The organism is Sporosarcina sp. FA9 (assembly GCF_051550205.1).
Classification (GTDB): Bacteria; Bacillota; Bacilli; order Bacillales_A; family Planococcaceae; genus Sporosarcina.
Window position 1 is genome coordinate 354679 of the sequence record NZ_CP188819.1, and the last position, 25340, is coordinate 380018.

Annotated in this window: 28 protein-coding genes; 20 read left to right on the forward strand and 8 right to left on the reverse strand. The window is 41.0% G+C overall.

Annotation, left to right across the window (positions count from 1 at the left end):
- Nucleotides 1-52: 52 nt before the first annotated feature.
- Both ACP8HH_RS01800 and ACP8HH_RS01805 read right to left on the reverse strand, forming a co-directional pair.
- Nucleotides 53-880, reverse strand: a complete 828-nt coding sequence (locus tag ACP8HH_RS01800; protein ID WP_438315036.1) for an IS3 family transposase — start codon at nt 878-880, stop codon at nt 53-55.
- 17 nt (nt 881-897) lie between these two features.
- The gene (locus tag ACP8HH_RS01805) at nt 898-1218 is read right to left on the reverse strand and encodes a transposase (RefSeq protein WP_438315039.1); all 321 of its coding nucleotides are present in this window, start codon (nt 1216-1218) and stop codon (nt 898-900) included.
- Between the two features lie 506 nt (nt 1219-1724).
- Here ACP8HH_RS01805 and spoIID point away from each other — a divergent pair.
- The 10 genes from spoIID to ACP8HH_RS01855 all read left to right on the forward strand — a co-directional run bounded on the left by spoIID (nt 1725) and on the right by ACP8HH_RS01855 (nt 8486).
- The gene (spoIID, locus tag ACP8HH_RS01810) at nt 1725-2687 is read left to right on the forward strand and encodes a stage II sporulation protein D (protein ID WP_438315042.1); all 963 of its coding nucleotides are present in this window, start codon (nt 1725-1727) and stop codon (nt 2685-2687) included.
- A gap of 31 nt (nt 2688-2718) precedes the next feature.
- Nucleotides 2719-3381 carry a peptidoglycan DD-metalloendopeptidase family protein gene (locus ACP8HH_RS01815; protein ID WP_438315045.1) on the forward strand — a complete coding sequence of 221 codons (663 nt, stop codon included), beginning with the start codon at nt 2719-2721 and terminating at the stop codon, nt 3379-3381.
- 177 nt (nt 3382-3558) lie between these two features.
- Entirely contained in the window at nt 3559-3825 is a 267-nt protein-coding gene (locus ACP8HH_RS01820; protein ID WP_438315048.1) for a sporulation transcriptional regulator SpoIIID, read from the forward strand.
- 196 nt (nt 3826-4021) lie between these two features.
- Nucleotides 4022-5017: a rod shape-determining protein gene (locus ACP8HH_RS01825; protein ID WP_438315050.1), complete on the forward strand. Its 996-nt coding sequence runs from the start codon at nt 4022-4024 to the stop codon at nt 5015-5017.
- Nucleotides 5018-5052: 35 nt separating this feature from the next.
- Nucleotides 5053-5892 (forward strand): flagellar hook-basal body protein, encoded by an 840-nt coding sequence (locus ACP8HH_RS01830; protein ID WP_438315053.1) that lies wholly within the window; start codon nt 5053-5055, stop codon nt 5890-5892.
- 30 nt (nt 5893-5922) lie between these two features.
- A complete protein-coding gene (locus ACP8HH_RS01835; protein ID WP_438315056.1) occupies nt 5923-6759 on the forward strand; it encodes a flagellar hook-basal body protein in 837 nt (278 codons plus the stop codon).
- A gap of 22 nt (nt 6760-6781) precedes the next feature.
- Nucleotides 6782-7090, forward strand: coding sequence for a DNA-directed RNA polymerase subunit beta (locus ACP8HH_RS01840; protein WP_438315059.1), 309 nt, complete (start codon nt 6782-6784; stop codon nt 7088-7090).
- Nucleotides 7091-7140: 50 nt separating this feature from the next.
- On the forward strand, nt 7141-7584 hold the full coding sequence (gene fabZ / locus ACP8HH_RS01845) for a 3-hydroxyacyl-ACP dehydratase FabZ (protein WP_438315062.1): 444 nt from the start codon (nt 7141-7143) through the stop codon (nt 7582-7584).
- 99 nt (nt 7585-7683) lie between these two features.
- On the forward strand, nt 7684-8064 hold the full coding sequence (locus ACP8HH_RS01850) for a hypothetical protein (protein ID WP_438315064.1): 381 nt from the start codon (nt 7684-7686) through the stop codon (nt 8062-8064).
- Between the two features lie 89 nt (nt 8065-8153).
- Nucleotides 8154-8486 (forward strand): hypothetical protein, encoded by a 333-nt coding sequence (locus ACP8HH_RS01855; RefSeq protein ID WP_438315066.1) that lies wholly within the window; start codon nt 8154-8156, stop codon nt 8484-8486.
- A 103-nt stretch (nt 8487-8589) separates the two neighbouring features.
- Here the strand turns inward: ACP8HH_RS01855 and ACP8HH_RS01860 are convergent, their stop codons facing one another.
- Nucleotides 8590-9018: a YwpF family protein gene (locus ACP8HH_RS01860; protein WP_438315069.1), complete on the reverse strand. Its 429-nt coding sequence runs from the start codon at nt 9016-9018 to the stop codon at nt 8590-8592.
- A 275-nt stretch (nt 9019-9293) separates the two neighbouring features.
- Here ACP8HH_RS01860 and ACP8HH_RS01865 point away from each other — a divergent pair, with 275 nt between their 5' ends.
- Together ACP8HH_RS01865 and ACP8HH_RS01870 are read left to right on the forward strand one after the other, a co-directional pair.
- Nucleotides 9294-9713 (forward strand): single-stranded DNA-binding protein, encoded by a 420-nt coding sequence (locus tag ACP8HH_RS01865; protein WP_438315071.1) that lies wholly within the window; start codon nt 9294-9296, stop codon nt 9711-9713.
- 239 nt (nt 9714-9952) lie between these two features.
- Nucleotides 9953-10123, forward strand: a complete 171-nt coding sequence (locus ACP8HH_RS01870) for a hypothetical protein (RefSeq protein ID WP_438315074.1) — start codon at nt 9953-9955, stop codon at nt 10121-10123.
- A 10-nt stretch (nt 10124-10133) separates the two neighbouring features.
- On the opposite strand, the gene ACP8HH_RS01875 is transcribed toward ACP8HH_RS01870, so the two are convergent.
- Together ACP8HH_RS01875 and ACP8HH_RS01880 are read right to left on the reverse strand one after the other, a co-directional pair.
- Nucleotides 10134-12875 carry a DEAD/DEAH box helicase gene (locus ACP8HH_RS01875; protein WP_438315077.1) on the reverse strand — a complete coding sequence of 914 codons (2742 nt, stop codon included), beginning with the start codon at nt 12873-12875 and terminating at the stop codon, nt 10134-10136.
- Nucleotides 12872-14452: a hypothetical protein gene (locus tag ACP8HH_RS01880; protein WP_438315080.1), complete on the reverse strand. Its 1581-nt coding sequence runs from the start codon at nt 14450-14452 to the stop codon at nt 12872-12874. The genes ACP8HH_RS01875 and ACP8HH_RS01880 overlap by 4 nt, the downstream gene beginning before the upstream one ends.
- A 212-nt stretch (nt 14453-14664) precedes the next feature.
- Here ACP8HH_RS01880 and ACP8HH_RS01885 point away from each other — a divergent pair, with 212 nt between their 5' ends.
- The 5 genes from ACP8HH_RS01885 (at nt 14665) to ACP8HH_RS01905 (ending at nt 19652) form a co-directional block, all read left to right on the forward strand.
- Nucleotides 14665-15126: a transcriptional regulator gene (locus tag ACP8HH_RS01885; protein WP_438315083.1), complete on the forward strand. Its 462-nt coding sequence runs from the start codon at nt 14665-14667 to the stop codon at nt 15124-15126.
- A 304-nt stretch (nt 15127-15430) separates the two neighbouring features.
- Nucleotides 15431-16123, forward strand: a complete 693-nt coding sequence (locus tag ACP8HH_RS01890) for a hypothetical protein (protein ID WP_438315086.1) — start codon at nt 15431-15433, stop codon at nt 16121-16123.
- Complete coding sequence (locus ACP8HH_RS01895; protein ID WP_438315089.1) at nt 16116-17420, forward strand: efflux RND transporter periplasmic adaptor subunit; 1305 nt, start codon at nt 16116-16118, stop codon at nt 17418-17420. The genes ACP8HH_RS01890 and ACP8HH_RS01895 overlap by 8 nt, the downstream gene beginning before the upstream one ends.
- Nucleotides 17421-18105: 685 nt before the next feature.
- Entirely contained in the window at nt 18106-18375 is a 270-nt protein-coding gene (locus tag ACP8HH_RS01900) for a hypothetical protein (RefSeq protein ID WP_438315092.1), read from the forward strand.
- Between the two features lie 86 nt (nt 18376-18461).
- A complete protein-coding gene (locus ACP8HH_RS01905) occupies nt 18462-19652 on the forward strand; it encodes a polysaccharide deacetylase family protein (protein ID WP_438315095.1) in 1191 nt (396 codons plus the stop codon).
- A gap of 80 nt (nt 19653-19732) precedes the next feature.
- Here the strand turns inward: ACP8HH_RS01905 and ACP8HH_RS01910 are convergent, their stop codons facing one another.
- Entirely contained in the window at nt 19733-19948 is a 216-nt protein-coding gene (locus ACP8HH_RS01910) for a hypothetical protein (protein ID WP_438315098.1), read from the reverse strand.
- A 252-nt stretch (nt 19949-20200) separates the two neighbouring features.
- On the opposite strand from ACP8HH_RS01910, the gene ACP8HH_RS01915 reads away from it, so the two are divergent.
- Nucleotides 20201-21391, forward strand: a complete 1191-nt coding sequence (locus ACP8HH_RS01915) for a uracil/xanthine transporter (protein WP_438315101.1) — start codon at nt 20201-20203, stop codon at nt 21389-21391.
- A gap of 180 nt (nt 21392-21571) precedes the next feature.
- Here ACP8HH_RS01915 and ACP8HH_RS01920 read toward each other — a convergent pair whose 3' ends face one another.
- Both ACP8HH_RS01920 and ACP8HH_RS01925 read right to left on the reverse strand, forming a co-directional pair.
- Nucleotides 21572-22621 carry an IS3 family transposase gene (locus ACP8HH_RS01920; protein ID WP_438315103.1) on the reverse strand — a complete coding sequence of 350 codons (1050 nt, stop codon included), beginning with the start codon at nt 22619-22621 and terminating at the stop codon, nt 21572-21574.
- On the reverse strand, nt 22618-23130 hold the full coding sequence (locus ACP8HH_RS01925; RefSeq protein ID WP_438315106.1) for a transposase: 513 nt from the start codon (nt 23128-23130) through the stop codon (nt 22618-22620). The genes ACP8HH_RS01920 and ACP8HH_RS01925 overlap by 4 nt, the downstream gene beginning before the upstream one ends.
- Nucleotides 23131-23200: 70 nt before the next feature.
- On the opposite strand from ACP8HH_RS01925, the gene ACP8HH_RS01930 reads away from it, so the two are divergent.
- Both ACP8HH_RS01930 and ACP8HH_RS01935 read left to right on the forward strand, forming a co-directional pair.
- Nucleotides 23201-23371, forward strand: coding sequence for a hypothetical protein (locus ACP8HH_RS01930; protein ID WP_438315109.1), 171 nt, complete (start codon nt 23201-23203; stop codon nt 23369-23371).
- 326 nt (nt 23372-23697) lie between these two features.
- Nucleotides 23698-25293, forward strand: coding sequence for an ABC transporter substrate-binding protein (locus ACP8HH_RS01935; RefSeq protein ID WP_438315112.1), 1596 nt, complete (start codon nt 23698-23700; stop codon nt 25291-25293).
- Nucleotides 25294-25340 lie beyond the last annotated feature (47 nt).

A 25340-nucleotide genomic window follows, 5' to 3' on the forward strand; every position in this document is an offset into this window, starting at 1 on the left:
GAAAACGTTGTAGACTGACCCAGCGATATGGGACACATATAAAGCAACACTATCAGGCTGCCTTTTCACCGTATTTTATTGGCGTAAGGTAGCCTAGTTTTTCTTGAATACGTTCTTCATTATAATACTTCAAATAAGTAGAAACACGATTAACGACCTCCGCATTGCTAAGTGAGTTGAACCGCACATACTGAAACTCCTCAGATTTCAAGCTTGAGTGAAATGATTCAATCACCGCATTATCCCAACAGTTTCCTCTCCGTGACATACTGCTGACAATATGATGTTCCTTCATGAATTCCTGGTATGCGTAGGACGAGTACACAGTCCCTTGATCAGAATGTATCATAACTCCCTCTGGATTGTTGCGGTTGGCCAATGCCTCTTTAAGCGTGTCGATGACAAGCGATGTCTTTTGATGATTGTATAATTTATAGGCAACAATTTCATTATTATATAAATCCATAATGGTTGAAAGATATTTTGTTGTGCTTCCATATTGAATATAGGTAATATCGGTGACCCACTTCTCGTTTGGTGCACTGGCAGTAAAATTTCGATTAAGAAGATTGGGTCTGATGACTACAGTTTCACCTTGCGATTTCCATTTTCGTTTCGGCTTTATCCGACACTGCACATTGTGCTTTTGCATGATTGATTGAACCGAATTACGATGTAATTTAATCGCATAATCCTGCTTTAACAAGGCTTTAATCTTCCTATGTCCATATCGATATTTCGTTTTTTTACACAGCTCAATAATGGCTACTTCATTGATTGAAAGTGTGATCTCACGCTCTTCGCCAAGCCATCTATAATAGCTTGTACGTGAGACTTGCAACGCCAATAAGATGGCTGAAATAGTATACTTGCCCTTCATATTCTCTACAGTTCTTATTACTTCTTCTTTTCCAACCCCCTTTTTATCTCTATATACTTTTTTAATATTTCATTCTCCATTATCAATTGGGATAGTTGATGGTCTTGCCTTTCTTGTTCATTCTTAAAATCATTGCGAAAACCATAGGAATACTGTTTGCCAATCGGTTGATCGAAGCGATAAAATTCATTGTTTTTATACCAATTCATCCAATCTGCAATTTGCGCTCTATTTTTAATTCCGTGTTTCTCCATGATTTCTTTATTAGTCATCTCGCCACTTAATTTATCCTTTACAGCAGCCCATTTAACTTCTCTTGAATATACGATTTTCTGCAATATAAAAACCTCCGATGTAGTTGCTTTTTTAAAGTGTATCACGTCGGTGTTGTTTTATATTGTCCCAACATTTTAGGTTAGCGCATTGTGAGGTTTCCCGAAAACGTTGCGAAGTTTGTTGGAAAATATGCGGAGTGCAGCGAAATCATGATAGAGAGGGATAATCACCCAAATGCATTTGGCCAATTAGGCGTAGCCATCAATGATTTTCCCGAAACGTTGCGAGGTTTTCCCGAAACGTTGTGAGGTTTCCAAAACGTTGCGAAGTTTCCCGCAAACATTGTGAGGTTCCCCGAAAACGTTGCGAAGTTCTCCGGAAACGTTGCGAGGTTTCCCGAAAATGTTGTGAGGTTCCCCAAAAACGTTGCGAAGTCACCGCGAAACACTGGGAAGTCGTTCAAAGAACGTCACGAAGGTACCCAAATGCATTTAAAAGGTAACCGTCAATTACGAACCCCGGCCTACTAAACAATGAATAAAAACGGATGGAAATCATATAATCGACTATGCGAAAACTATGGAATATATGGAGTGCCTTATTGTTACTGACGCTGCTGCTCTTTTTTGTGCCGATTTTATTACACAGGGCTCCGGATGCTGTGATTGTTCAACAGGAAAGCGAGGTAGAAACGTGTCAGGTTGACATTACGGTTATTGGATTGGACGAGCCAGTTCCCCTTGAAGAGTATGTTAAAGGAGTTGTTTCTGCTGAAATGCCCGTTACGTTTGAAAATGAGGCTTTGAAGGCCCAAGCGATTGCGGCTCGGACATATGCCCTTAGGTTAACGGATTTTGGCAAGAGACCAATCGCTGCTGACGTTTCTGCGCAAGTTTACAACACTTTGGAAAAACGGAAAGAACGTTGGGGCAAAAGTTTTAAGCGTAATGAACGTAAATTGACTAGACTTGTGAAAGAGACTGCGGGTAAAACTATCGTTTATGAAGAAAAAATGATTTCAGCGATGTTTTTTTCGACGTCCAATGGGAAGACTGAGACTGCGCAGAACTTTAGTGGAAATGATATTCCATATTTACAAAGCGTAGAAAGTCCCGGTGAAGATAAAGTCGCACCTTCATATAATAAAGAAAAGGAAATGACGCTCTCGGAATGGAATAAAGCTCTTGGAATGCAGTGGAATGATGAAATGTTCAAATCATTGAAACTGGTTCGAAACTCAACAGGACGTGTTCAAAAGGCTGTTTCCGATGGTTTTGATTTGAAAGGTCGTGAAATGCGTGAACTGTTAGGGCTTGCGTCAACAGATTTTGATATAGCCTATGATTTAACAAACAATATTGTTCTCGTTAAAACGACGGGTTATGGGCACGGTGTTGGGATGAGTCAATACGGTGCGGAGGTGTTTGCAGCGGAAGGATGGACCGCTAAACAGATTCTAGAACACTATTATTCGGGGACTGAAATAAAAAATTTCACTTTACTTGATTCAGAATGTTTAAAATCACGTTGACTTGCAAACAATAGCAAGTGAGGTGATGACTATGCGAGAAGAAAAACCGAAAGCCCCTTCTCAGAAGAACAAAAGTAGACAAAGAAAAAATTGGTTTTGGCCTGTTATGTATTCGAGTATGGCGATTGTCTTCGTAGGCATGATCTGGGGTTATAACGCACTTATAAATGTAGATACCCCAGACGTGAAAGATACTGCGATGGATAATCCGAAACCGGATGGGTTAGTGGTCGAGACGAATGCACAGAAGGAAAACATCAAGTATCCATTTTCTGAAGCCCTTCTAGACGACGTGGAAATCCTCCAGGAATTTTATGACCCTGATGCATCCGCGGAAATGCGTGAAAAAGCATTACTTGTATTCAATCAAACGTACACAACGAATGAAGGCGTCTCGATTTCAATAGACGGCGAACCGTTTGAAGTAGTTGCGTCTATGAGTGGTGTCATCGAAGAAATTATTTTGGATCCGTTCATAGGTAATGAAATTGTAATCGCTCATAACGATGGACTGAAAACGGTCTATGCTTCCCTTACAGGCGTACTTGTGAAGCCAGGCGAGGAAGTCCTCCAAGGACAAGCCCTCGGAACAGCAACGGAAAATGAGTGGAATCCGACTGCCGGAATTCACTTGCATTACAAAGTGCTGCTCAATGACAAAATTGTTAATCCGCATTTGTATTTAGGATTCTAACGTAGGACCGCTTCGGAAAAGACCATTCCAATATATTTTGGGGTGGTTTTTTCATGTTCAAATAGATTCTATCGATTCCTTACAGAACCCATACTCACGCTCTTTAATCACGCATACCTGACCGAAGCATAGCATAAGATAAATAAAGATTCTGAGCCGATAGGAAAGGAAGAGGGCGTGCACGAGCAAATTAGGAGGCGATGCGTGCGCCTCGGGGAGTTGCTGATGGAAACTGAAGTTACCGTACGCGTACTAGCGAAGGCGACGGGCTATTCGAAAAGCACGGTCCATAAAGACTTAACAGAACGATTGCCGAATGTAGATACGGCACTTGCAGAAGATGTTGCAAAAATCCTTGCATATCATAAATCCGTCAGACACATACGGGGTGGCGAGGCGACACGGATAAAGTGGATGAATGAATCTCGGAAAATCGAGAAATGACACGGAAGTAATAAAGCGGTTTCGCGGATTTTTAGCGAAACCGTCTTTTTATTGTATAATTATGGAAGTTGTTGAATTCTAAGTGTGTTAAGTATGTTCATTTTATGTATATTGTGATAAAATTGTTTATTAAGAGCGTAAAAAATTCATATACATAATATTCCACTTAATAGAATCGGAAGGGGTAAATCCATCAATGTTTGCAAAAGACATAGGAATCGATCTTGGTACGGCGAATGTTCTCATACATGTAAAAGGCAAAGGCATCGTTTTAAATGAACCATCTGTCGTAGCTGTAGATAAATTAACCAACAAAGTGCTTGCAGTGGGGGAAGAAGCGTATCGGATGGTTGGTAGAACACCGGGCAATATCGTAGTAATCCGCCCGCTAAAAGATGGAGTCATTGCAGATTTTGATGTAACCGAAGCAATGCTAAGTCACTTTATTACAAAGTTAAAAGTTAAAGGGATTTTCTCTAAACCCCGTATTCTGATTTGTTGCCCGACAAACATTACAAGCGTCGAGCAAAAAGCAATTCGGCAAGCTGCAGAAAAGTCCGGGGGTAAAAGAATTTACCTTGAAGAAGAACCGAAAGTTGCTGCAATTGGGGCCGGTATGGATATCTTCCAACCAAGTGGAAACATGGTCATTGATATTGGTGGCGGAACGACAGATGTGGCCGTTCTTTCAATGGGCGACATCGTAACATCGGAATCCATTAATATTGCTGGAGATACATTTGATACAGACATAACACAATATATTAAACGAGAATATAAACTACTGATTGGGGAACGAACTGCGGAAAACATTAAAGTTCTTGTCGGAACCGTATTCCCAGGTGGACGTGACGAGGAGCTCGATATTCGGGGCCGTGATATGGTTTCTGGACTTCCGCGCACGATTACAGTGAATTCTAAAGAAATTGGTAATGCATTAAAAGAATCGGTTCAACTAATTGTACAAGCTGCAAAAAACGTTTTGGAAAAAACGCCACCTGAATTATCCGCGGACATCATTGACCGAGGTGTGTTTTTGACGGGCGGCGGAGCCCTTCTTCACGGCATTGATCAGTTACTTGCGGACCAATTAAAAGTACCGGTGTTTATTTCGGATAATCCGCTTGATTGCGTAGCAATTGGGACTGGGATTTTACTGGACAATATTTCGAAAAGTTCAAGACAATCATAAATTAAAATTAAAATTGAGAAAGGAGAGAGGACAGCATGTTTCGTGGATTTAATGCGGTTGCATCAGGCATGATTGCTCAACAAAGAAAAACCGAGATGTTGACGAACAATATGGCGAACGTAAATACACCCGGTTTTAAAGCCGAACAAGCTGTAATTCGTTCCTTTCCACAAATGTATTTATCGAGTGTAAATAATGTCCATATTCCTACTACGGACGGTTTCAATATAAAAGGAATGAGCAATGTTGGTGGGATTTCAACTGGGGTTTATATGCAAGAAACACTCCCGCTTTTTGAACAAGGTCAAATACGTGAAACAGAGTTAACGACAGATATTGCACTAATTGATGGTTTGCTTCCAACAGACGCTGAAACAGGCAATACAGGTGCATTGTTTTTCACACTTGAAAATGATGCGGGCAGCGAAATGTATACAAAGAATGGGAACTTTACACTGGCTCCAAATGGTTTCCTAACAAATCCAACAGGACATTATGTACTGGATACAAATGGTCAGCGAATTCAGTTGCAAAGTGACGAGTTCACAGTATCTGATTCTGGTGTGATTATGGAAAACAATACGATCGTCGCCACACTTGGAATTTCATTCGCAAATCAGCCAGGGTCGCTTTTGAAGCAAGGCAACGGCTTATTCGTAACAGAGGGCGGAGAAGGACTTCCAACCGCCACTGGAGCTGCTGGAGTCTCTTATTCGATGCAACAAGGCTATCTAGAAGGTTCGAATGTTGATGCGGCTCGAACGATGACGGATATGATGACTGCTTACCGTGCCTTTGAGGCCAATCAAAAAGTACTTCAAGCGTACGATCGTAGTATGGAGAAAACTGTTAACGAAGTTGGGCGAGTCAATTAAGAATCAGTCAATTGAAAGGAGAGGACGTAAATGCTACGGACGATGATTACAGCTACGAATACATTGAACCAACTACAACACCAGCTGGATCTAATTGGGAACAACTTGGCGAACTCGAATACGCATGGTTTCAAAGCAAGCGAAGCGAGTTTTCAAGAACTTTTGTATCAGCAGTTTAACAACGACAAAGCAGACGAAGCACCAAGGCAATCACCACTTGGCATTCGGTATGGTGTAGGAGCTGCACTTGGACAAGCCTCAATGAATTCAAAAGTCGGCTCGTTGCAAATTACGGACCGTGACCTGGATTTTGCACTTACGAAGCCAAAACAGTATTTCAACGTGCTAATGCCTACAGAAGACGGGGAACAGGTTGCTTATACGCGTCAGGGTGCTTTTTACGTGTCTCCGGTAGATAATGGGCAACTGATGCTCGTGACGAGTGAGGGCTATCCTGTGGCGAATGCTGCGGGTCAGCCAATTACGTTTGCAGATGATGTAGAGTCGTATTCCGTTCGACCAAATGGTACGCTAGAATTAAAAATGAATGACGGCACTACTTCAGAAATTCAACCTGGCGTTACTGTTATTGAACGCCCGAATCTAATGGAGCATTTATCAGGCACTTACAGTGTGTTGCCTTCAAATCTTGCGGAACTGGGCGTTGCAGCAAACGATGTCGTAACGAATCTGCAAGGTGTGGCTAGAGGTGGAATTGGTTTGGAGAATAAAGCCCTTGAGTCATCGAACGTTGATATGCAAAAAGAAATGACCGATTTAATTTCCGTCCAACGTAACTATCAGTTCAACTCACGTGCAATTACTCTTGCCGATCAAATGATGGGTCTCATAAATGGAATTCGATGAAATCGTGTAAGGAGTCTGAACTATGAATAATGAAAACAGAACGGAACTACAGCTGAATAAGAAAGAATCCCCCGCAGCGCCTATTACGCGTGCAGAACGCAGGCGGCTGATATCCGAGGGAAAGGCGGTGCCACCTAAAAGAACACTTTGGGTTCAAATTCGCATCCTTCCTATTTGGCTTCGCATTCTTTTAGTAGCTGGACTTTTTGCAGGTGCTATAGCACTCGGTGTAACAATCGGATACGGCTATATGGGTGACGGAGATCCGTCCGATGCACTTAAAAAGGAAACATGGGTTCACATACTAGACATTATGAATGGAAAAGAGTAACAAAAGCTTTTTTTAATTCATAATTGATTTATACTTTTAGGAGGTTGGGCATGCTAACATCACAACAGATTCAGGAAATCTTACCGCATCGATATCCATTTCTAATGGTGGACCGGATTCTTGAACTTGAAGAAGGCACACGTGCTGTCGGAATAAAAAACGTTACGATAAATGAAGACTTCTTTAATGGACATTTTCCCGGTTATCCGGTAATGCCGGGTGTACTTATTATTGAAGCACTCGCGCAAGTTGGTGCAGTTGCAATCTTGCAAAAAGAGGAAAACAAAGGACGTCTTGCTTTTTTTGCAGGGATCGATAATTGCAGGTTTAAACGACAAGTGACACCTGGTGATACTTTGCGTCTAGAAGTTGAAATCACGCGTCTACGCGGTTCAATAGGTAAAGGGAAAGCGATTGCGACTGTTGACGGCGAGATTGCATGCGAAACAGAAATTATGTTTGCGCTTGGTCCAGTCGTGGAAACAGAGAAATAAGTTTGCAACAATCCCATTACTTGGGTAGAATAGTAAGTGTCCCATTACCCGATGTATTTATATATGCGTTTTTCTTACGAGTAGGAGGTTGTAAATAGAATGTATAAAGATCTATCTCCAAATTTAAAAATTAGTATTACAAGGTCAATTACACAGACTTTCGAACAATATATGAGTGATATTGCTTGGAGTGAAGACAAATTTCGAATTGAGGACTTTGTTTCTAGTTGGCAGCAATACATTACTACAAAAGCTCTTTGGTATACAGAAATTCCGGATGACATTAAATTGAATCCCGGATTTCACGAAGAGCTGGCCGTTAGGATTAATGAAATTATCGACCGCATACTTCAGGATCCGCCAACGGACGAGCAAATTGCTACAATTCAGATGATGCAAGAAAAACAAGGCACTCATTATGAGTATGACTGTAAAGCACAAGCAGCATACGTAGAAGGTTTATTAAAAATAAATATTTAATAATGGATAGTTCCCTCATTTCCGACCAACCTAGAAAGCATCATACATTTTGTATGACAAATGGTTTGTGGAAAGGAGGGAGTTTTTCTATGTTGAAAAAAGCCATACCGCTCTTTCTGGTATCGGGACTTGTTCTGACGGGATGTAATATGAATGACAAAGTTGTCCCGGACAAAAATGAGACGCCAATGGAAAACAGGGACTGGACACCGGACGTTAATAACGGTCAGACAGGACCAAATCTGGACGGTCTGGATAAAAATACCGATATGAATGGCAAAAGCCAACGTGGAGGTATTATCCGGGACGAGAATTACGACAACCGTACGAATGAAATGAATGGTAATAATGACGATGGTACTACGCTGGATGGTGCAATTGAAGATAATTCCACTAATAACAGGAATAACATGAACCGATAACCACAAACCACAAAAACAGTCGCCCCGAAATTTGGAGGCGACTTTTTTGTTGGAAATTTATAAGTTGCATTAGGACGGAACGGAAATCAGCAGGCAGTAGGATTCATTCACTAGACTTTTCAGAGTCCCTTTTCAGACGAGGTCGGGATTTCATGTCGGATTCGAATCGTTCGAGTAAAGCTGCATCCTGTAGGCCTTCGCCGATTAACTGCTCTAGTAACTGCTCTGCATACTCAGAACGTGCACGTTTCAAACGACCTTTAAGCAATACGGATATATTATCACCAATTTGCTTTACAGTCTGAACAGCGACTTGGAAAGCAGCTGGTTCGTTTTCAGGATAGGAAATGACTACTTTAACGTCAATTAATTGCTCAGATTCTTTCCATTGTTCGAAGAGTTCTTTATGTTTTTGGTCAATGAACATTTCAAGGATCCACATACGATGACTATTTTCCTGGTTAATAATAATTCCGTCTAAAAGTGGAATGTCTTGATTCAGGCCTTCTTGAGTAATTGCGACGGATAACATTTTGAACGTTTTTATCGTAATCCCTCCAAAGTTTACTTTTAGTATACCATTCCTAGAAGAAAAAACGAAGTATGCCAAAGTCGAAATTTGTAAGTGGTATAGGAAATCAATGAAAAGAGAGTAGGACAAGGATGTACGAACTTTCTACTAAAAATGAAATCTTCAAATTGAAGTTTTGCATCTTAAAACCCTGCCAAAAACAGAATATGCCGACTTGTCAAATTAACGGTGTCGGAAGTATGATGATGGTATTCCAGTAGAAAGGAGGATGCCAAATGAATCAAGTAGCACTTGTAGGACGAATAACTAAAGACCCCGTATTGCGCACATTTTCTGAAGGGCGCACGCAAACAAGTTTCATCATAGCTGTAAACCGTAACTTCAAAAACTTGAAAGGAGAGATTGAAACAGATTTTGTTCTTTGTACAGTTTGGGGTAAAACCGCAGAAAACACCGTGAAAAAATGTGGGAAAGGTTCTTTAATTGGTATAGGTGGACGAATTCAGTCCCGAACCTATGAAAGAGGTGATCAAAGTCGCGTCTATGTAACTGAAGTTGTTGGCGAGGATATTCGGTTCATTATCACAAAACCGAGAACTGTTGAGTCTGCAGAATTAGAAAAGCATTCGACTGAAAACGGCTCAGAACATTTTCATTTACCAAAAATCGAGAAAGAAGAATTGCCTATACTTTAATGTGAAGGGAGATTCCAATCAAGCTGAATTTGGCTAAACACGAGGAAAAAAGTGGCTGTTGGGGAACGGCTATCATTTAATAAGGGAATTATATAAGCGGCAGCAACCAAAAATCCGGTGGGGTAACCGGGGTTGCTTATCATCTAAAGTTAAAACCGTAGCGGATAGAAACTTAGTATGGTGACCGTTCAATAACTAAGTTTTCATCCATGCGGATATTAAAAAGGAGGAATATCACAATGAATCGACTTGAAAAAGATGTCATACGGATGGAATTACAAACAGGACAACTTATCAGTATTGTTGCAAATTTGAACGAACGCATCCTTGAACTTGAAAACAATGCAAATAACAAAAATACGTTTTTCGTAAATAATATCAGAGAAAAAAGGACTCCAGAAAACACCTGAAGTCCATCGCTTAATAATCAAATGACAGTAAATCGCTAAGCTCCACATCGGATAACTCAGTGAGCCATTGTGTGGATTGAATGAGATCATCGGAAAGTGCAGCTTTTTCAACTAACATTTTATCGATTTTTTCTTCAATCGTTCCAATCGTCACAAACTTATGAACGTGAACGAATTTCGTTTGACCAATCCGATACGCTCGGTCGGTTGCCTGGTTTTCAACAGCCGGATTCCACCATCTATCCGCATGCAATACATGATTTGCAGCCGTTAGATTAAGTCCAGTTCCACCCGCTCGAAGGGATAAAATAAACACTGGAAATTCACCTTCCTGGAAAGCTTCAACAAGTAAATCTCGCTGTCCTTTTGGCATGCTTCCTGTTAAAAATGGAGCTTCAATGCCGTGGATTTCGGACAGACATTGGCGAATGAGCTTGCCCATGCCAATGTACTGGGTGAAAATGATGCAGCGTTCGCCGTTTTCAACAATTTCTCCAGCCATCGAAACAATTCGTTTCAATTTATCGGAACGCAAAATCATTTCTTCTGCGGGCGCTTGTGGCTCTTTCAGAAACAAAGCGGGGTGATTACACAATTGCTTCAGTCGGCTCAGCATTTTTAAGATTAAACCTTTCTTTTCAAAACCAGATAATGTTTGTAACTTAAACTTGGTTTCATCCAGGAAACTTTCATACAAGGCCGCTTGTTCTGTTGTCAGCGGACAGTATTCATTTTGTTCCAGTTTTTTCGGAAGATTTAGGAGCAAATCAGGATCACTTTTCGTTCTTCTTAATAAAAAGGGTCGAATTTTTGCACGTAGTTTTCGTTTATCAATTTCAGAATTATCCCGTTCAATTGGAATAATGAAGTTATCCGTGAACTTTCGGAAATTCCCGAAGTATCCTTTGTGAATAAAATCGAAAATCGCCCACAGTTCCGACAAGCGGTTTTCAATCGGTGTCCCGGTTAACGCGATGTGATGTTGCCCGCGCAACTTACGGATTGTTCGAGATTGCTTTGTCTGCATGTTTTTTATATTTTGAGCTTCATCTAAAGTAATGCTCGTAAATTCTGTTTCAGCAAGCATTTCTCCGTCCTGTGAAGCTGTACCGTATGTTGTAAAGACGACGTCGGGTTTCTTTTCAATTAGAAGTTCTGTAAAAGCTTCGTCCTTCTCACGGTTCGGTCCATAATGTGTATGGATGGACAGTGACGGTGCAAATCGCTCAATTTCTTTTTGCCAGTTACCAAGGACACTCGTTGGACAAATGATCAGTGACGGCGTCTTCGTTTCTGGTCTTGCATGAACTTCTAGCAAATAGGAAATGAGTTGTACCGTCTTACCAAGCCCCATATCATCCGCTAAAACAGCGCCGAAATGATTTTCCCGCATGAACACAAGCCAGTCGAGGCCGACTTCTTGATACGGACGAAGTTCTGTTTTCAACTTTGTAGGTATTCCCGTCGAAGGAAGTCCTTTTTTCTCCGAAAGAATTTCCATATAACTGCGAAGCGTCTTTTGCATCGTGAACTGGAGCAGTGGATCTTCTTCATCTTCATCGGCCTCCAGAGGAACCATTTCTTCTGGAACGTCTTGGAATAAAAGATCTTTGACCGTCCATTCTCCAGAATCCGCACGGTCCATTAAATCACGAATCTTTTTCAGCCATTGTGGGTCAATGTGAAACCATTCGTCACCAGAACGAATGTATTCACGATTTTCATCTACCATTTTACTGAAAGCCTCACGGTCGATATTATTACCGGCAAGCGAGAAATTCCAATCAAAAGATAAAACCTCATCAAGTCCTGTTGTTGAATTATACGACTGGACGCCCGCATTGGTGCGCACGCGCATTTTGGACTCTGTTACAGACTTGAGCCAAGCAGGCAAAATCACGGAGTAACCAAAGGACTGAAGAAGTGGTAAATCTTCTGAGATGAATAATCGAACTTCGGGATCCGTTATTGAAACGGATAGGAAACTATTTAGTGTATCTACTTCTACAACATTCAAGAAAGAGACGATTTCCGATTGTTTCCTTGAAATATCATGCGCATACATCTTCCATTTCGCCGGAAGTGCCTCCTCGATAGGTGCATCTACTTTACGTACTGCAGGTTGCCAATGACGACCGCGATCTCCGATAATGACCGTTTCCAGCAACCAATCTGTATCCGAATCCAGTTCAGGTTCTGTTAGGCGCAGTGCAATTTGTACTGGAATCGTCGACACCGATTCTCCTGGCCACCCGTAAATCCGTAAATGGGGAAGGAGTAGTGAAAGTTGGTCCATTCGAATGGGCGATCCAGCAAGTTTGCCGTGTACTGCTAAACGAATCAGTGCCGCAGCTTCCTCTGAAATTCCAGCTTTCCCCGCGTTAAAATGAATTCCGGTTTCATCCGCCTCTGCATAACTCCAAAGTTCGGGGTCCTTCCAGGCCATAGATGCCTCCCGAACAGCTTTTAATTGTTCAGCATCTTCAGTACTGGCACCATCGTATTTTACATACGGGTGCGTTTCGGGAAACGAGGATAGCAGCTGGTCAGCTCTAAGAATGACCGCATCGTCATTTGTTTCAGTTAGAAGACCGTACAAAGACTGTTCATTGTTGAAAAACAAATATGAAACAAGTTCATTTGGATTTAGTATATAGCCGTTTACATCTGTTGCCGTGACTAAGAAAGATCCGTTTTCTGTAGGCTGGAGTCCGAGAAGTAGTAAACGTTCAAGAGTAAATGTGTTCGTCATAAATTCAAATTCCCTTTCTCCATCTCTTCCATAAGTGCACGTAACCGGCGATTTTTATCGCGCACTGTATCGACATAACGATTCCAAAACTCTGACTTACCGCTTTTTTTGGAACCTGTTTTCATCTTTTTAAAGAGTTTGACTGCACGACGATAACTTTGTCTGTTTTTCTCGTTAATAAAACCAGTTGCGTATCTATGAAGAAGAGGTAAAACGGCAGCTGGATCTTCAGAAAGTGCAATTTTCAAACCGCCTGCTTCAGCCGCGTCATAGGAGACATTGTATCTGTGCATAAGAGCCGCCCATTCGTGAAAGCGTTCGCGTTCAACTAGGAAATCCGCATAGACATCAACGCCGGTTTCTCCGTAATAAGAAAACATATTCTCGCGTTCGTCTTCCGGGAAATTCGCTGACTCAAGCAATCCATCGATTTTGCGTACAAATACAGAGCGGCGTGCAATTTGCACCGATTGGGTTAAGTGCTCACCAATAAAAGGAAGGAGTGCCCGCATGATTGCAGCGAGAGATTCCGTATCGCCTTCGACATCCGCTAGATCCGCAAGTGGGAGCCAATTCGTAAAGTTATCCAAGGTGACGAGCCCGGCGATATCACTCAGTTGCTCATGATCTCCGTTTAAAATATCAAATAGGGTGATTAATATAACAGCTTCGGTCGTTTCTTCTTCTTTAAGAATTTCTAGTTCTTTTATTCGTAACGCATTCTCAGTAAAGAGATGTTCCCAAAAAGAGCGATACGCTTGAAAACGTTCGTTAAATAAACCCGTGTTTTTCAAAGTGAAAGTACGTACCATATACTTTAATTGTTCATGAAAAGCATCCGTTGAAAATAGTTTGGGTTTTGTTGAAAGTGCAACGACACTGTCGTGTAATTTACGAAGTTGATCAGTCACCCAGTTTTTCACATACCATTTTCCGTATGAGAACGATGATTCATTGTCACCTAGATGAGCATAAACATATGGCCATGCCGCATCAAGTGCTTGCAATCGATAATAAACGTCGAAAAGCGGTTTCCATTCCCACTCAAAAGGTGCAAGTGGAATTGCTTTTTGATCTATTAGTGAAAACTCATGAATAAATACGGCTGGATTTTCTTGTAGTTCAATTGTACGTAGTGGACGTGTAAGACGTGTTAGTACATCATTCCAAGCTTCCGGTGTTCGATCGGAAATTGTTAAGACAAGTTGTTCCGCTTCCGTTCGTCTCCATTCATGGACCCAGTCTGTTAGCGAATGAAATTGTAAGTAAAGATGAAAAACTACCGCGGTACGATGTGCACACCAACCGTTATGGGAGCATGTGCACTCCGTATTCAACTGATTGAATGAAATCTTTACATCAACGATTTCGACTCCACCAATTTTCACAAGGATTTTTTCCTCTACAGAATCATACGTATAAGAATCAACTGCACCGTTCCGGACCAATGCGAGCGCTCTGCGGACAATCAGCGCCTCACCCGAATCATCAGGATGAAGCGAGTGTTTAATAACATTCATTAGCTCGGCAATTTCTTCCTCGTGTAAGTAGGAAACACGTTCTACGGTCATATGCATCCAGACCACTCTCCTCAAAAAAAGCATTCCTTCTATTATACAACTTATTTACCGAGTACGTAAATGAGATGCTCTCATTCATTTGAAGAAAATTCTTTAGTTAATCTATAAAGTGAAAAAAGAATATGTTTTAAATATTCACATAAGTGAAGGTTTTGTGATAGAATGATAGTAATAAGGAATTTATAAAAACTAAAAAGGAGGGGAGAAAGATGTTATCTGTCCAGCGTATGACGCCATTTTTTACAAGCCAAGAAGATTATAGACTCCGCCTCGTTTTTGCCTATCAGTACTTTTCAATTATTAAAGGAAATGAAGTCTATCATTTCATTCCAGCCGAAGGTAAGGAAATTATAATTAATATGAAGAATTTTCAGGTGGAAAATTTAGGAGAAGTATTCGTCTTTCAGCGGGGGAATCGTTTTATACGACTGCCGCTTTACCAGTTGCTCCTTATTTCGGACCTTCATCAGCATTTAAAAACAATTATGGAAGGGAGCATAAACATGGATATAGACATTGACATGCAGCCGCCGGTAGAAGTTTCCAATGAAGCTACTGAATTAATTGGGAGTCTGGAATCTGAGAATCGCTTACGAATGATTGATTATGCACTTGAAACGAAAAACCAACAACTCTTTAATGTGTTGACGGAAGGACTGCAACAGATTTGATAATTCAATTCTAAAAACACCTGTCGGGTTATCAACGATAGGTGTTTTAATTTTCACGAAAATAAACCTTTTCGTGTCATTTCGGTACAATCCGCTGTTTTGTCGATTCCCCGGGAAATAAGAGGGAAAATAAATCTTGTTTGAGACGTGTTTCAACAGTATGCACATAAAGGGAATTCACCAAACAAATTGTTTTTAACAAACACTACTAAATCGAACAGTTCTTACGTTACAAAATGAGAGTAGTTTGATAAAGTTGGGGTATACATAGACTAAAGATGATTAATAGAAAGGAATTGCAAATATGTTTTTTAATTTTAAGTACTGGCATTTCCTTACGAATCCGCAATTTTTGGCGGAACAATTAAAAACAACCTCTATGCGAGGATTTAAAGTACGAGTGTACACTGTTTTTTTAATTGGGCTGTTGCTTTTCATAGTAAGAGAGTTATGGGGAATGAATACGGAAACAATCACCCCATTGTTAACGACGATGTCCACTGCGGATTATACGCTGGCACGCTATGCTTCTTTAATGGGGATAGTTGTTTGGGCACTTCTATTTATGTCATTCCATTTCCTTGGATTTGCTTACATACTGAATCTGATTACAAAAGTACCATTTAATAAGCTCTTACCTATGCAACTTTTAGTGACAAGTCTTTTTATTATGGAAAAAGCACTTGTTTTCATTGTGTTTGCAATGACGGGTACATCGGCGAATGTGTCCTTTTTATCTTTTGGACCACTTGCGTCGACATTTATTGAAATACCGTTCTTTATTTTCTTTTTGAATCAATTATCCGTGTTTACAGCATTAGTGATCGTACTTCAATATCAATTTATTGTTTCGTATAATGCGTTTGATCGTAAAAAAATACTTTGGATATTAATTGGCATTCATATACTGCTTGCACTAGTGATTGCTTCAATTGGCTTCATTCCTGCTGAAAACTTATTCCAATCGATTTTTGAGAGAGGTGCGGGAAATGAATAGATATGTAAATATAACTGTTTCAATAGCAATTAGTGCATTTTTAGCCGTGAATTTGTATTTATTATTTGGGGAAAAAAGTGTGATTCAAAAGTCAGTGTATGTCGATAAATTCGAACGTATGTCTGTTGGGGATTTTAGTGTTGAGCTCGCCAAGGAAGGCCTAGTTGCACCTCTTGAAACACAAACTGTATATGTAGGGAGCGAAAACGCTGTAGATTCTTGGCTTGTAACGGAAGGAGATGTTGTCCGTGTCGGTAACGAACTAGCCATTTTGAATGTTGACCAATCCGAGGGTCGAAGAAATGTTTTGTTGTCGGAACAAGAAATTCTGAGTCAGCAAGAGTCCGAAGCATTAAGTCTGATAGCGACACTTGAATCCGACCGCAACGTAGCGGCAGCGAACAGTTCGACGACTACGAATAAAACCGATAATCTATATGATGCAGCGGGGGATACTACAGTTGAGGTAGGTTTAAATGTCGACGTCAATGTAGATGTTTCATTAGACGGTTCTTATGCACAAGCCATCGCGACTGTGGAACAAAATTTAGCGGATGTTGTTCGCCGAAAGGTTGTCATTGAAGCTGAACTCGCACAAGATCCGTCTAGACCGGCAATTGTTAGTCCTGTAGACGGTGTTGTTTCCAAAGTGACTCGTCAAGGTTCTACGCTTGCTGTTGATATTTATAGTGCTGAGAAAGTAATTGTTACGTATGTGCAAGAGAGTGAATGGAAAGACGTGGAAGCGGGACTAAAAGTTCTTGTTCACGGAATTGGTACGGTTGGTGTGGGGGAAGGGACGGTAATTTCGGTTTCTGAGATTCCTGCTAAAGAGGATGAATGGCTTAAAACATATAAAGCTTTAGATGCAGCGAAGGTTGAAAATCCGCTTGCTTATTATGAAGTACGTATTTTGGTTGCCGCCGAATCTGAGTCTGAGGGTAATCCGTATGGTGCCAATTTAAACGCGATCGTTGTTTTGGATGAAGCGTTGGATGCTGTGTCGGTGAAGGCGGAATGGGTGCGTAATCATGATAAGAGTACAGCGATTGCGACGATTCTTGATGAGTCGGGACGCGCGACGGAGATGAAGGTTGTCACGCCTTTTATGTGGCATCATCGTGTTGTTGTGACGGAAGGGCTTAAGTTGGGTAATGTTGCGATTGATGGAACGGATCTTCCTCGTTTTGAGTATGCGCCGAGAGTATTTTTGCCGATGCCGTCACAGATGCCCGAAAAAGCCGAATGGAAGTCATTCGGCTGGAGGAATTATTTGAGGTATATGGGTGTTAGGTGAATAGGTGAAGGTGGAGGACCGAACAAGACAGTTGTTGTCTTGTTTGGTTCTTTTTTTGTTGGGGATTTTGCAGGTAAGATTGGATTGGGATTTCTCATGGTGTGTGGCTTCCAAATTCGCTTGGCGCTTTGCGATGGCCTTACGTGTTGAGCTAGACAGAAGGGCGCTATCTATCTCAGCACTTCGGCTCACGCTTGTCGCTTCTACGCTCTTTGGTTCATTGTCATGGTTTGTATATTGGGGATTTCTCCCGAGATTGTGGATTGGAGAATTTGCAGGTGTGTGGTGTTGGGATTTCTATCGGGATGCGGTTTCCAAGATCGCTTGGCGCTTTGCGATGGCCTTACGTGTTGAGCTAGATAGAAGAGCGCTATCTATCTCAGCACTTCGGCTCACGCTTGTCGCTTCTACGCTCTATGGTTCATTGTCATGGTTTGTATTCCTAGGGTTTTTAACGAGGAATGTGAGTAATTTCATAGATTGGGCTCGCCGTTGCACACTTACCGGATTTCGTTGCACATTGAGCAGAATTGGTTGCACCCTCTCTCCAATTGGTTGTACACCTCGGCGGTTTGGTTGCAAATCGCTAGATTCGTTGCACATCTCACTGAATTGGTTGCACACCCTCGCCGTTTCGTTGGACAAGTGCCATATTGATCATTGATGGCTTCGCCTAATTGGTCAAATGCATTTGGGTAATTATCTTTATCTTTTCCCATTCGACGTTGTAGATGAATCTGATTTCGTTGCACACCTCCATCGATTGGTTGAACAACTAGAGGATTTGGTTGCACACCGAGCCGAATTGGTTGTAGGCCTCAGCGTTTTGGTTGCTCATCTCACTGATTTCGTTGCAAACACTGTTATAACATTCAACCTAGTACTTTTTACAGGTGAGTGTCATTTTTATTGTTGGTTGGAGGTGATTTATTTGTTCTTCGCAGCGTATATATAGGTATTGTTGAATTCTTCAGTTAGCTACGGTTTTGTTTGGTATTATATGGTGGTAGATAAAGAGATTATGGAAAACGGGGGATGGAAATGAAGAGGATAATGGTTGCTCTTGCTACGTTGCTTTTTTTTGGCTTCATTTTTAGTTCAGGGATTGTGGCTGCTGAGGAAAAGTCGAAGCAGTATATTGGTTTGCATGATCGTGTTTTAAAATTCGGTCAGGATGAAATTCAGATGGTAGATGGCAAGTCGTTTGTACCTCTTACTAAGTTAATGGACTCATTATATGCAACGACTGTTTATGACGATAAAATTTATATGGGCAAGAATAATCGTGTATTGATTTATGATTATTTGACTGGTAAAACGACTGCTGATGATGTTGAGAGTGAAGAAACACCAATTCGTGATATTAACGGTGAGTTATTTGCCGATGTTTCTTATATAGCTACAAGTTTCGGTTTTTATTTTGAATATTTTTCGGAGTTGAATGTTTCTCGCATTTATAGTGATGTATATAGAAGTTTAAGAGGTTCGGATTATAAAAAGCATATGGATGTTTTGTTGGGCAATGTTACGCCTCCAACTAAACCAGTTCCTGTTCCACCGACGGTACCTCAACCGGAGAAGCCTAGTACAGGTGAGGGAAAGGCGAATGTGTATTTGACTTTTGATGATGGGCCTAATCTTTTTACGACGAAGAATTTAGCGACACTTAAAAAGTATGATGTAGAAAGTACTTTTTTTTTCCTTGGGAAACAGATGAATTTATTTTCAGAAATTGTGGAGAATGTTGCAGGTGAGGGGCATTATATTGGATCGCATAGTATGACGCATGATAAGGACAAGGTGTATGCGTCTTCAGGGAGTTTTATATCGGAGATGAGTTCTGGAGCTTTGTTGATTAAAAAGTTAACGGGTGTTCAGGATGTGCCGAAATTGATGCGTGTACCTTATGGAAGTAAGCCTCATTTGACGCCCGGGATGAAGGGTGAGTTGAAGAAAGAGGGGTATAAAGTTTGGGATTGGGATGTGGATTCGAATGACTGGAGGTATTCGGATAAGCAGTATTCCGAGATTATTAAAAATGTCCAAAACGGTGTGACTGGGGCTTATAAGTCGGGGGATCGTGATATTGTTGTGTTGCTTCATGATCGTTCTCAGACGGCTATTGCGCTTCCGCAAATTATCGAGTGGCTTACTAAGGAAGGGTATACGATGAAGAAGTATAATCCTGAAAGTCATGTTGTTCAAAATTTTCATAGGGATGCTGAGCTTTAATGAACTCTGCCTGCAGCCCGTATGCGATAGTCCAACCAAACAGCGATAGTCCAACCAACACTGTGGATAGTCCAACGAACTCATTTATAGTCCAACCAAATAGCGATAGTCCAACCAAGCGCCGAGTTCGTCCAACCAACACCGTGGATAGTCCAACGAACCCATTTATAGTCCAACCAAACAGCGATAGTCCAACCAACACCGTGGATAGTCCAACGAACCCATTTATAGTCCAACCAAACAGCGATAGTCCAACCAACACCGTGGATAGTCCAACGAACCCATTTATAGTCCAACCAAACAGCGATAGTCCAACCAACACTGTGGATAGTCCAACGAACTCATTTATTGTCCACCCAAATAGCGATAGTCCAACCAAGCGCCGAGTTCGTCCAACCAACACCGTGGATAGTCCAACGAACCCACCAGTTCGTCCTACCAAACCAACCAGCCCGAAGAAATCTACGTATTCCGATTACAAGTTTACTAATCTTCTGTATAATGAAATAAATAGATAGACATCGTTTTTTGTTGGAGGGGCAGTTTAGGTGGAAGTTAAACGTTTGACGGCATCGGTTACGATGTTGGCTGGATTTCAGTGGTTGTTTTTTATGTTTGCGAATACAGTTGTTGTGCCGATTTCGGTGGGCAGTGCATTTGAGTTGGAACAGGTTGAGATTGTGTCTGCAATTCAGCGTTCATTTATTTTCATTGGCTTTGCGTGTTTGGTGCAAGGGCTTTTTGGGCATCGCTTGCCGTTGATGGAGGGGCAATCTGGCGTTTGGTGGGGCGTAATATTGAGTCTTGCTGCGACGGCTAGTACGATGAATCTGGAACTTTCGACAATTGGTGGAAGTATTGCTGTCGGGTCGATGATCTCTGGGCTTCTATTTGTTGTACTTGGTTTTCTTGGAATGGGTGAGGTGCTGAAAAAATGGTTTACACCGTTTGTGATGTTTGTGTTCCTCATTTTGCTTTCGAATCAGCTGATTTCAATTTTCTTAAGGGGAATGCTTGGCCTGAATACGAGTGATTCAATTGATTTGAAAGCGGCACTGTTTTCATTCGCTTTAGCGACTCTTACAATTCTTATACATACGCGAGGCAAAGGGATTATTAGTAGTTTGAATTTACTTATTGGGATGGTTGTCGGTTGGATTGCTGCGGTTATTCTGTTCCCAGTTGAGGCGACAGAAGCAATTCATACAACACCTTTTCTGATGTGGTTTCCGTGGGGACAACCTTCGTTTGAGTGGGGAATTGTTACGACTGTTGTGATCACAGGATTGCTGAACTCGTCGAACACAATTGCGACTTTAAAAGGGGCGGAAGCGATTTTTAATAAAATCACAACGCCGAAGCAATATCGTTCTTCATTCGTCATAACGGGTTCACTAACAGCACTTTCGGGTGCGCTCGGTCTTGTTCCAAATGCTCCTTTTGCCTCGTCTCTCGGACTTCTTAATGCGACAGGAATCCGTGAACGAGGGCCGTTTTTACTTGGTTCTATTTTTTTTATCATCATGGGGCTCATCGCGCCGCTTAGTGGCTTTTTCTCAACGATTCCACATTCGGTCGGAAATACGGTTCTTTTTGTAGCTTATTTACAGTTATTTGGTTCGGCTCTTAAAAATATTGAAGGGCTGACGTTCCATCCGAAAACGGTTTACCGTGTCGCACTTCCTGCACTACTTGGACTTGCGATTATCGGTGTTTGTCAATATAGTTGTCGCATTTAACTCTTTTCCTAGATTAGCTACTCATTCAATTTAATTTCACTTTCGCTATCGCACTTCGCTTACTCTCCTGTTGATACTAGATCAGAGTTTCACTCTAATCTAGTATCAACAGGGCAATGGGATAAAAGAACGGCTATGAAATCCGCCAAAATCATATCTCATAAATAGTACTAATCTTAATTATTTACTTCTATTTAATCGTTCTTCCTTCATCGGATTTAATGCAACTGATTCGAGTGGATCCCAATTTCTAGTTGACCCAGCCCAACGTTCTGGATGCTTTTGTTTTGCACGTTCATAGACTTCAACTCGTTTTTCAAGTACATCAATATAAACACCTGTATGACGCTGTTCGGGTGTCACAAAGTTAATTCCGCTGTGTTGATGGTCGTGCGTGTGCCAATGGACGAATTTTGCAGTCCATGTTAACGCATCTTCAAGGGTTTTAAATCCCGCATCTGGGAACCCAGGACGGTATTTGAGCGTCCGGAAAATTGCTTCGGAATATGGGTTATCATTACTTACCCGTGGTCTGGAGTATGAACTTTGGATACCTAGTTTTTCAAGTAAAACTTGGAATGTTGCGGCTTTCATCGGACTTCCGTTATCAGAATGTAGAACGAGTGGAGCTCCTTGTATTTTTTCATTGAGGACAGCTTTTCTGATTAATGTTTCAGCGTGCTTCGCTTCTTCTGTTTCCCAAATATCCCAACCGACAATCTTTCGGCTGAATAAATCAATGATTAGGTAAAGGCGATAATAGAGGCCCCTAACAGGGCCTTTAAGCCAAGTAATATCCCATGTCCACACTTGATTCGGGGCTGTTGCTAAATAACTTTCCGGTAACTTTGTTTTTGGTCTTTTACTTCGGCCACGGTGCTGCTGCATTTTTTCTTCTCGTAATATGCGGTAGATTGTTGATTCTGAGGCAATGTAAATCGATTGGTCAGCGAGCTTTGGCACAATTTGTGAAGGAGGTAAATCGACAAATTCTTCTTTTTTGACGATATCAATTACGTCCTGTCTCTCTTCTTCGGTTAGCTTGTTTTTAGGTTCTGGACGTTGTGCGTGAGGACGTTGATCTTCGTGCACGCCACCAGCCGAAACCCAGCGTTCGTACGTGCGTACACTAATAGTTAGTTCATCACACGCCTTTGCTAATCGTGCACCGTTTTGATTCGCTTCTTGAATAAGTTCTACGGCAAGTCTGCGATCTGATGGTCGAATCATTCGTCCTCTTGGTCCCCCCAGATCGCTCGGGCCTTTTTTCTTAACAGTAATAAGGCTGCGGCTTCTGCCAACGCTTTCTCTTTGAATCGCAAATCTTTTTCGATTTCAGACGTCCGTTTCTTCTCTTCTTTTAGTTCCTGTGAAAGTTTTTTTGTTTGATTCAATTCCCCGGTATTCGCGTTCAAACAACTTATTCGCCAAGTATCAATCTGTTCTTTATAGAGTCCTTTTTTTCGACAATACTCCGAAAGTTCTGCTTGATTCATAGCGTACGTTTCTAACACAATCAGGAATTTATCTTCACTGCTCCAGTGTCCGGAAGTTTGTCCATTTCCAGGCGTTGCAGTTCCTTCAATCCGTGCTTTCTGTCGCCATTTATAAAGAGATTGATCAGAGACCCCTAGTTCGTCACTTATGCTTTTTATCGATTCGTTGTTTGGGGGCGCCATTCTAGCAATCGCCATATCTTTAAATTCTTTTGTATATCTTGTACCACTATTTTTATTCATGTCGTATGACCTCCATCTATTAATTATAACAGGAGAGTTCTATACGACAACTAGCCTAACACAGGGGGTTATGGGACTTCCGGCAACGGCGTTTGTGACGCTTCCGGAGCTCGTTCAACCACTTCTTTCGAACGGATTGCTTATGGGTATTTTAGCAGCGCTCTTTATGGAATTACTTTTTACAATAGGAAATCGGATTCGAATGAAAAAAGCATTATCGAATAAATTTATAAAACAATAACTATAGATTATTGATCATCAATACAAATAAATACAGAAATAGTTCAACAGAGTGCTGGCTTTTTCAGCACTCTTTTTCATCTTGAAACGAAGATTATAAAAGCATTATTGAACGAATAAAATGATTGATGTACGTTCTTTATTTATTGTTATTTATATAGTTAGATATTTTGAAATTAACTATAGATTACGGGAATTCAATATGCTATACTAAATCGGAAATCAAAAGTTAAGTGAATTGGTCAATATTCTGATTTTTAGGTAGAAGAATTGTCCTGTTTTCATTTTTTTGATCAAAAAACAAAATTGAACTAGGGGGAACGGTCTATGAGTAAAAGAAATTACTTGTTTTTGTTTTTAGTACTAATTTTAACAATGGCTTTGGCAGCATGTGGAGGCCAAGACAGCGGTGACACTTCTGGGGATAAAGATAAGGAAAAGGATAAGGATACAGAAAAAGTTGAAAGTGATGTAACAACTGAAACAACTGGTAAAGATGAAAATGTACTAATCGTTGGAATGGACGATGATCCTCCGCAATTAGATCCGCATTTTTCTACCGCAGCAGTGGATCGACAAGTTTATCATAGTATTTATGACAAACTTATTGAAATTGATGAATCGTTAAATTTCATACCACGGCTCGCTAAGGATTGGGAAATTTCCGAAGATGGACAAGTATATACATTCGAATTGCAAGAAGGTGTTAAATTTCACGATGGAACACCGTTTAATGCCGAAGCTGTTAAGTTCAACTTTGATCGTATGCTTGACCCGAGCTTAGGTTCTTCACGTACAACTGAGCTTAGTTTGGTTGAGACTGTTGAAGTTGAAGGCGAGTATACAGTCATCGTTACTTTGTCTGCACCATTTTCTCCGTTTTTAGCAACACTTGCAGATCGTGCTGGAATGATGGTATCGCCAACTGCGGTAACTGAAAAAGGTGACGACTTCCAGAACTCTCCAGTAGGAACAGGACCTTTTAAATTTGTTGAAAGAGTTAAGCAAGACCGTCTTGTTGTAGAAAGAAATGAAGACTATTGGAACGGAGCACCAGAGCTTGAGAAAATCATTTATTATCCATATTCGGATGAAAACGTGCGTATTACAAACTTGATTTCTGGAAGCACTGACCTTGTGAATAAAATACCACCGAAAGATGCTGAAAAAATCAAAGAAAATAAAGATATTGAAGTTTCGCAAGTTGAAGCTTTAGGATTTCAAGGTTTGTATTTAAATTCAGCAAAGGCTCCATTTAACAACAAAAGCCTTCGCCAAGCATTGGATCTAGTAATTGATCGCGATGCAATTGTTAAAGTAGCATTACGCGATACTGCAGTTGCGGCAGCTGGTCCGATTCCACCTAGTTCGTGGGCATATGACGACAGCGTAAAAGTAACGCAGAAAGACATCGAAAAAGCGAAAGAGATTATGGCAGAAGCAGGATTTGAAGATGGATTCTCGTTCACTTTAAAGCTTAGACCAAACCCGGTGGAAGAACAGCAAGGACAGATGGTTCAAGCTATGGCTAAAGAAGCGAACATTATCGTGACACTTGAAATGGTAGAGTTCGGTACATTGCTAGACCAAATGGATAACTTAGAGTTTGATGCGATTCGTTTAGGTTGGAGTGGTCGTGTAGACCCTGACGGCAATATTCATCCACTTTTCCATACTGGCGGAAGTATAAACTACGGCTATTCAGATAAAAAAATGGATGAATTATTAACAAGTGCTCGAACTACTTCAGACCAAGAAGAACGAAAGAAATTATATTTAGAAGCATCACTATATTCGAAAGAGGAAGTTCCATATATCTTTATCTATCATGAGATTGATTTTAATGCATATAAGCCACATGTAAAAGGTTTCAAGCAGTACCCTGATAATATGATGCGTTTAGAAAAAGTAACCGTACAATAAACGAATCGATTCATATTCAATAAACAGTGAGTTCAGTGTAATTACTT

What these genes read in the sequence shown, in the direction of transcription:
- ACP8HH_RS01800 (WP_438315036.1), bottom strand. Translation starts at nt 880, where the DNA reads ATGAAGGGCAAGTATACTATTTCAGCCATCTTATTGGCGTTGCAAGTC.
- spoIID (WP_438315042.1), top strand. Translation starts at nt 1,725, where the DNA reads ATGCGAAAACTATGGAATATATGGAGTGCCTTATTGTTACTGACGCTG.
- ACP8HH_RS01815 (WP_438315045.1), top strand. Translation starts at nt 2,719, where the DNA reads ATGCGAGAAGAAAAACCGAAAGCCCCTTCTCAGAAGAACAAAAGTAGA.
- ACP8HH_RS01825 (WP_438315050.1), top strand. Translation starts at nt 4,022, where the DNA reads ATGTTTGCAAAAGACATAGGAATCGATCTTGGTACGGCGAATGTTCTC.
- ACP8HH_RS01830 (WP_438315053.1), top strand. Translation starts at nt 5,053, where the DNA reads ATGTTTCGTGGATTTAATGCGGTTGCATCAGGCATGATTGCTCAACAA.
- ACP8HH_RS01835 (WP_438315056.1), top strand. Translation starts at nt 5,923, where the DNA reads ATGCTACGGACGATGATTACAGCTACGAATACATTGAACCAACTACAA.
- ACP8HH_RS01840 (WP_438315059.1), top strand. Translation starts at nt 6,782, where the DNA reads ATGAATAATGAAAACAGAACGGAACTACAGCTGAATAAGAAAGAATCC.
- fabZ (WP_438315062.1), top strand. Translation starts at nt 7,141, where the DNA reads ATGCTAACATCACAACAGATTCAGGAAATCTTACCGCATCGATATCCA.
- ACP8HH_RS01850 (WP_438315064.1), top strand. Translation starts at nt 7,684, where the DNA reads ATGTATAAAGATCTATCTCCAAATTTAAAAATTAGTATTACAAGGTCA.
- ACP8HH_RS01855 (WP_438315066.1), top strand. Translation starts at nt 8,154, where the DNA reads ATGTTGAAAAAAGCCATACCGCTCTTTCTGGTATCGGGACTTGTTCTG.
- ACP8HH_RS01860 (WP_438315069.1), bottom strand. Translation starts at nt 9,018, where the DNA reads ATGTTATCCGTCGCAATTACTCAAGAAGGCCTGAATCAAGACATTCCA.
- ACP8HH_RS01865 (WP_438315071.1), top strand. Translation starts at nt 9,294, where the DNA reads ATGAATCAAGTAGCACTTGTAGGACGAATAACTAAAGACCCCGTATTG.
- ACP8HH_RS01870 (WP_438315074.1), top strand. Translation starts at nt 9,953, where the DNA reads ATGAATCGACTTGAAAAAGATGTCATACGGATGGAATTACAAACAGGA.
- ACP8HH_RS01875 (WP_438315077.1), bottom strand. Translation starts at nt 12,875, where the DNA reads ATGACGAACACATTTACTCTTGAACGTTTACTACTTCTCGGACTCCAG.
- ACP8HH_RS01880 (WP_438315080.1), bottom strand. Translation starts at nt 14,452, where the DNA reads ATGCATATGACCGTAGAACGTGTTTCCTACTTACACGAGGAAGAAATT.
- ACP8HH_RS01885 (WP_438315083.1), top strand. Translation starts at nt 14,665, where the DNA reads ATGTTATCTGTCCAGCGTATGACGCCATTTTTTACAAGCCAAGAAGAT.
- ACP8HH_RS01890 (WP_438315086.1), top strand. Translation starts at nt 15,431, where the DNA reads ATGTTTTTTAATTTTAAGTACTGGCATTTCCTTACGAATCCGCAATTT.
- ACP8HH_RS01895 (WP_438315089.1), top strand. Translation starts at nt 16,116, where the DNA reads ATGAATAGATATGTAAATATAACTGTTTCAATAGCAATTAGTGCATTT.
- ACP8HH_RS01900 (WP_438315092.1), top strand. Translation starts at nt 18,106, where the DNA reads ATGCATTTGGGTAATTATCTTTATCTTTTCCCATTCGACGTTGTAGAT.
- ACP8HH_RS01905 (WP_438315095.1), top strand. Translation starts at nt 18,462, where the DNA reads ATGAAGAGGATAATGGTTGCTCTTGCTACGTTGCTTTTTTTTGGCTTC.
- ACP8HH_RS01920 (WP_438315103.1), bottom strand. Translation starts at nt 22,621, where the DNA reads ATGATTCGACCATCAGATCGCAGACTTGCCGTAGAACTTATTCAAGAA.
- ACP8HH_RS01925 (WP_438315106.1), bottom strand. Translation starts at nt 23,130, where the DNA reads ATGAATAAAAATAGTGGTACAAGATATACAAAAGAATTTAAAGATATG.
- ACP8HH_RS01930 (WP_438315109.1), top strand. Translation starts at nt 23,201, where the DNA reads ATGGGACTTCCGGCAACGGCGTTTGTGACGCTTCCGGAGCTCGTTCAA.
- ACP8HH_RS01935 (WP_438315112.1), top strand. Translation starts at nt 23,698, where the DNA reads ATGAGTAAAAGAAATTACTTGTTTTTGTTTTTAGTACTAATTTTAACA.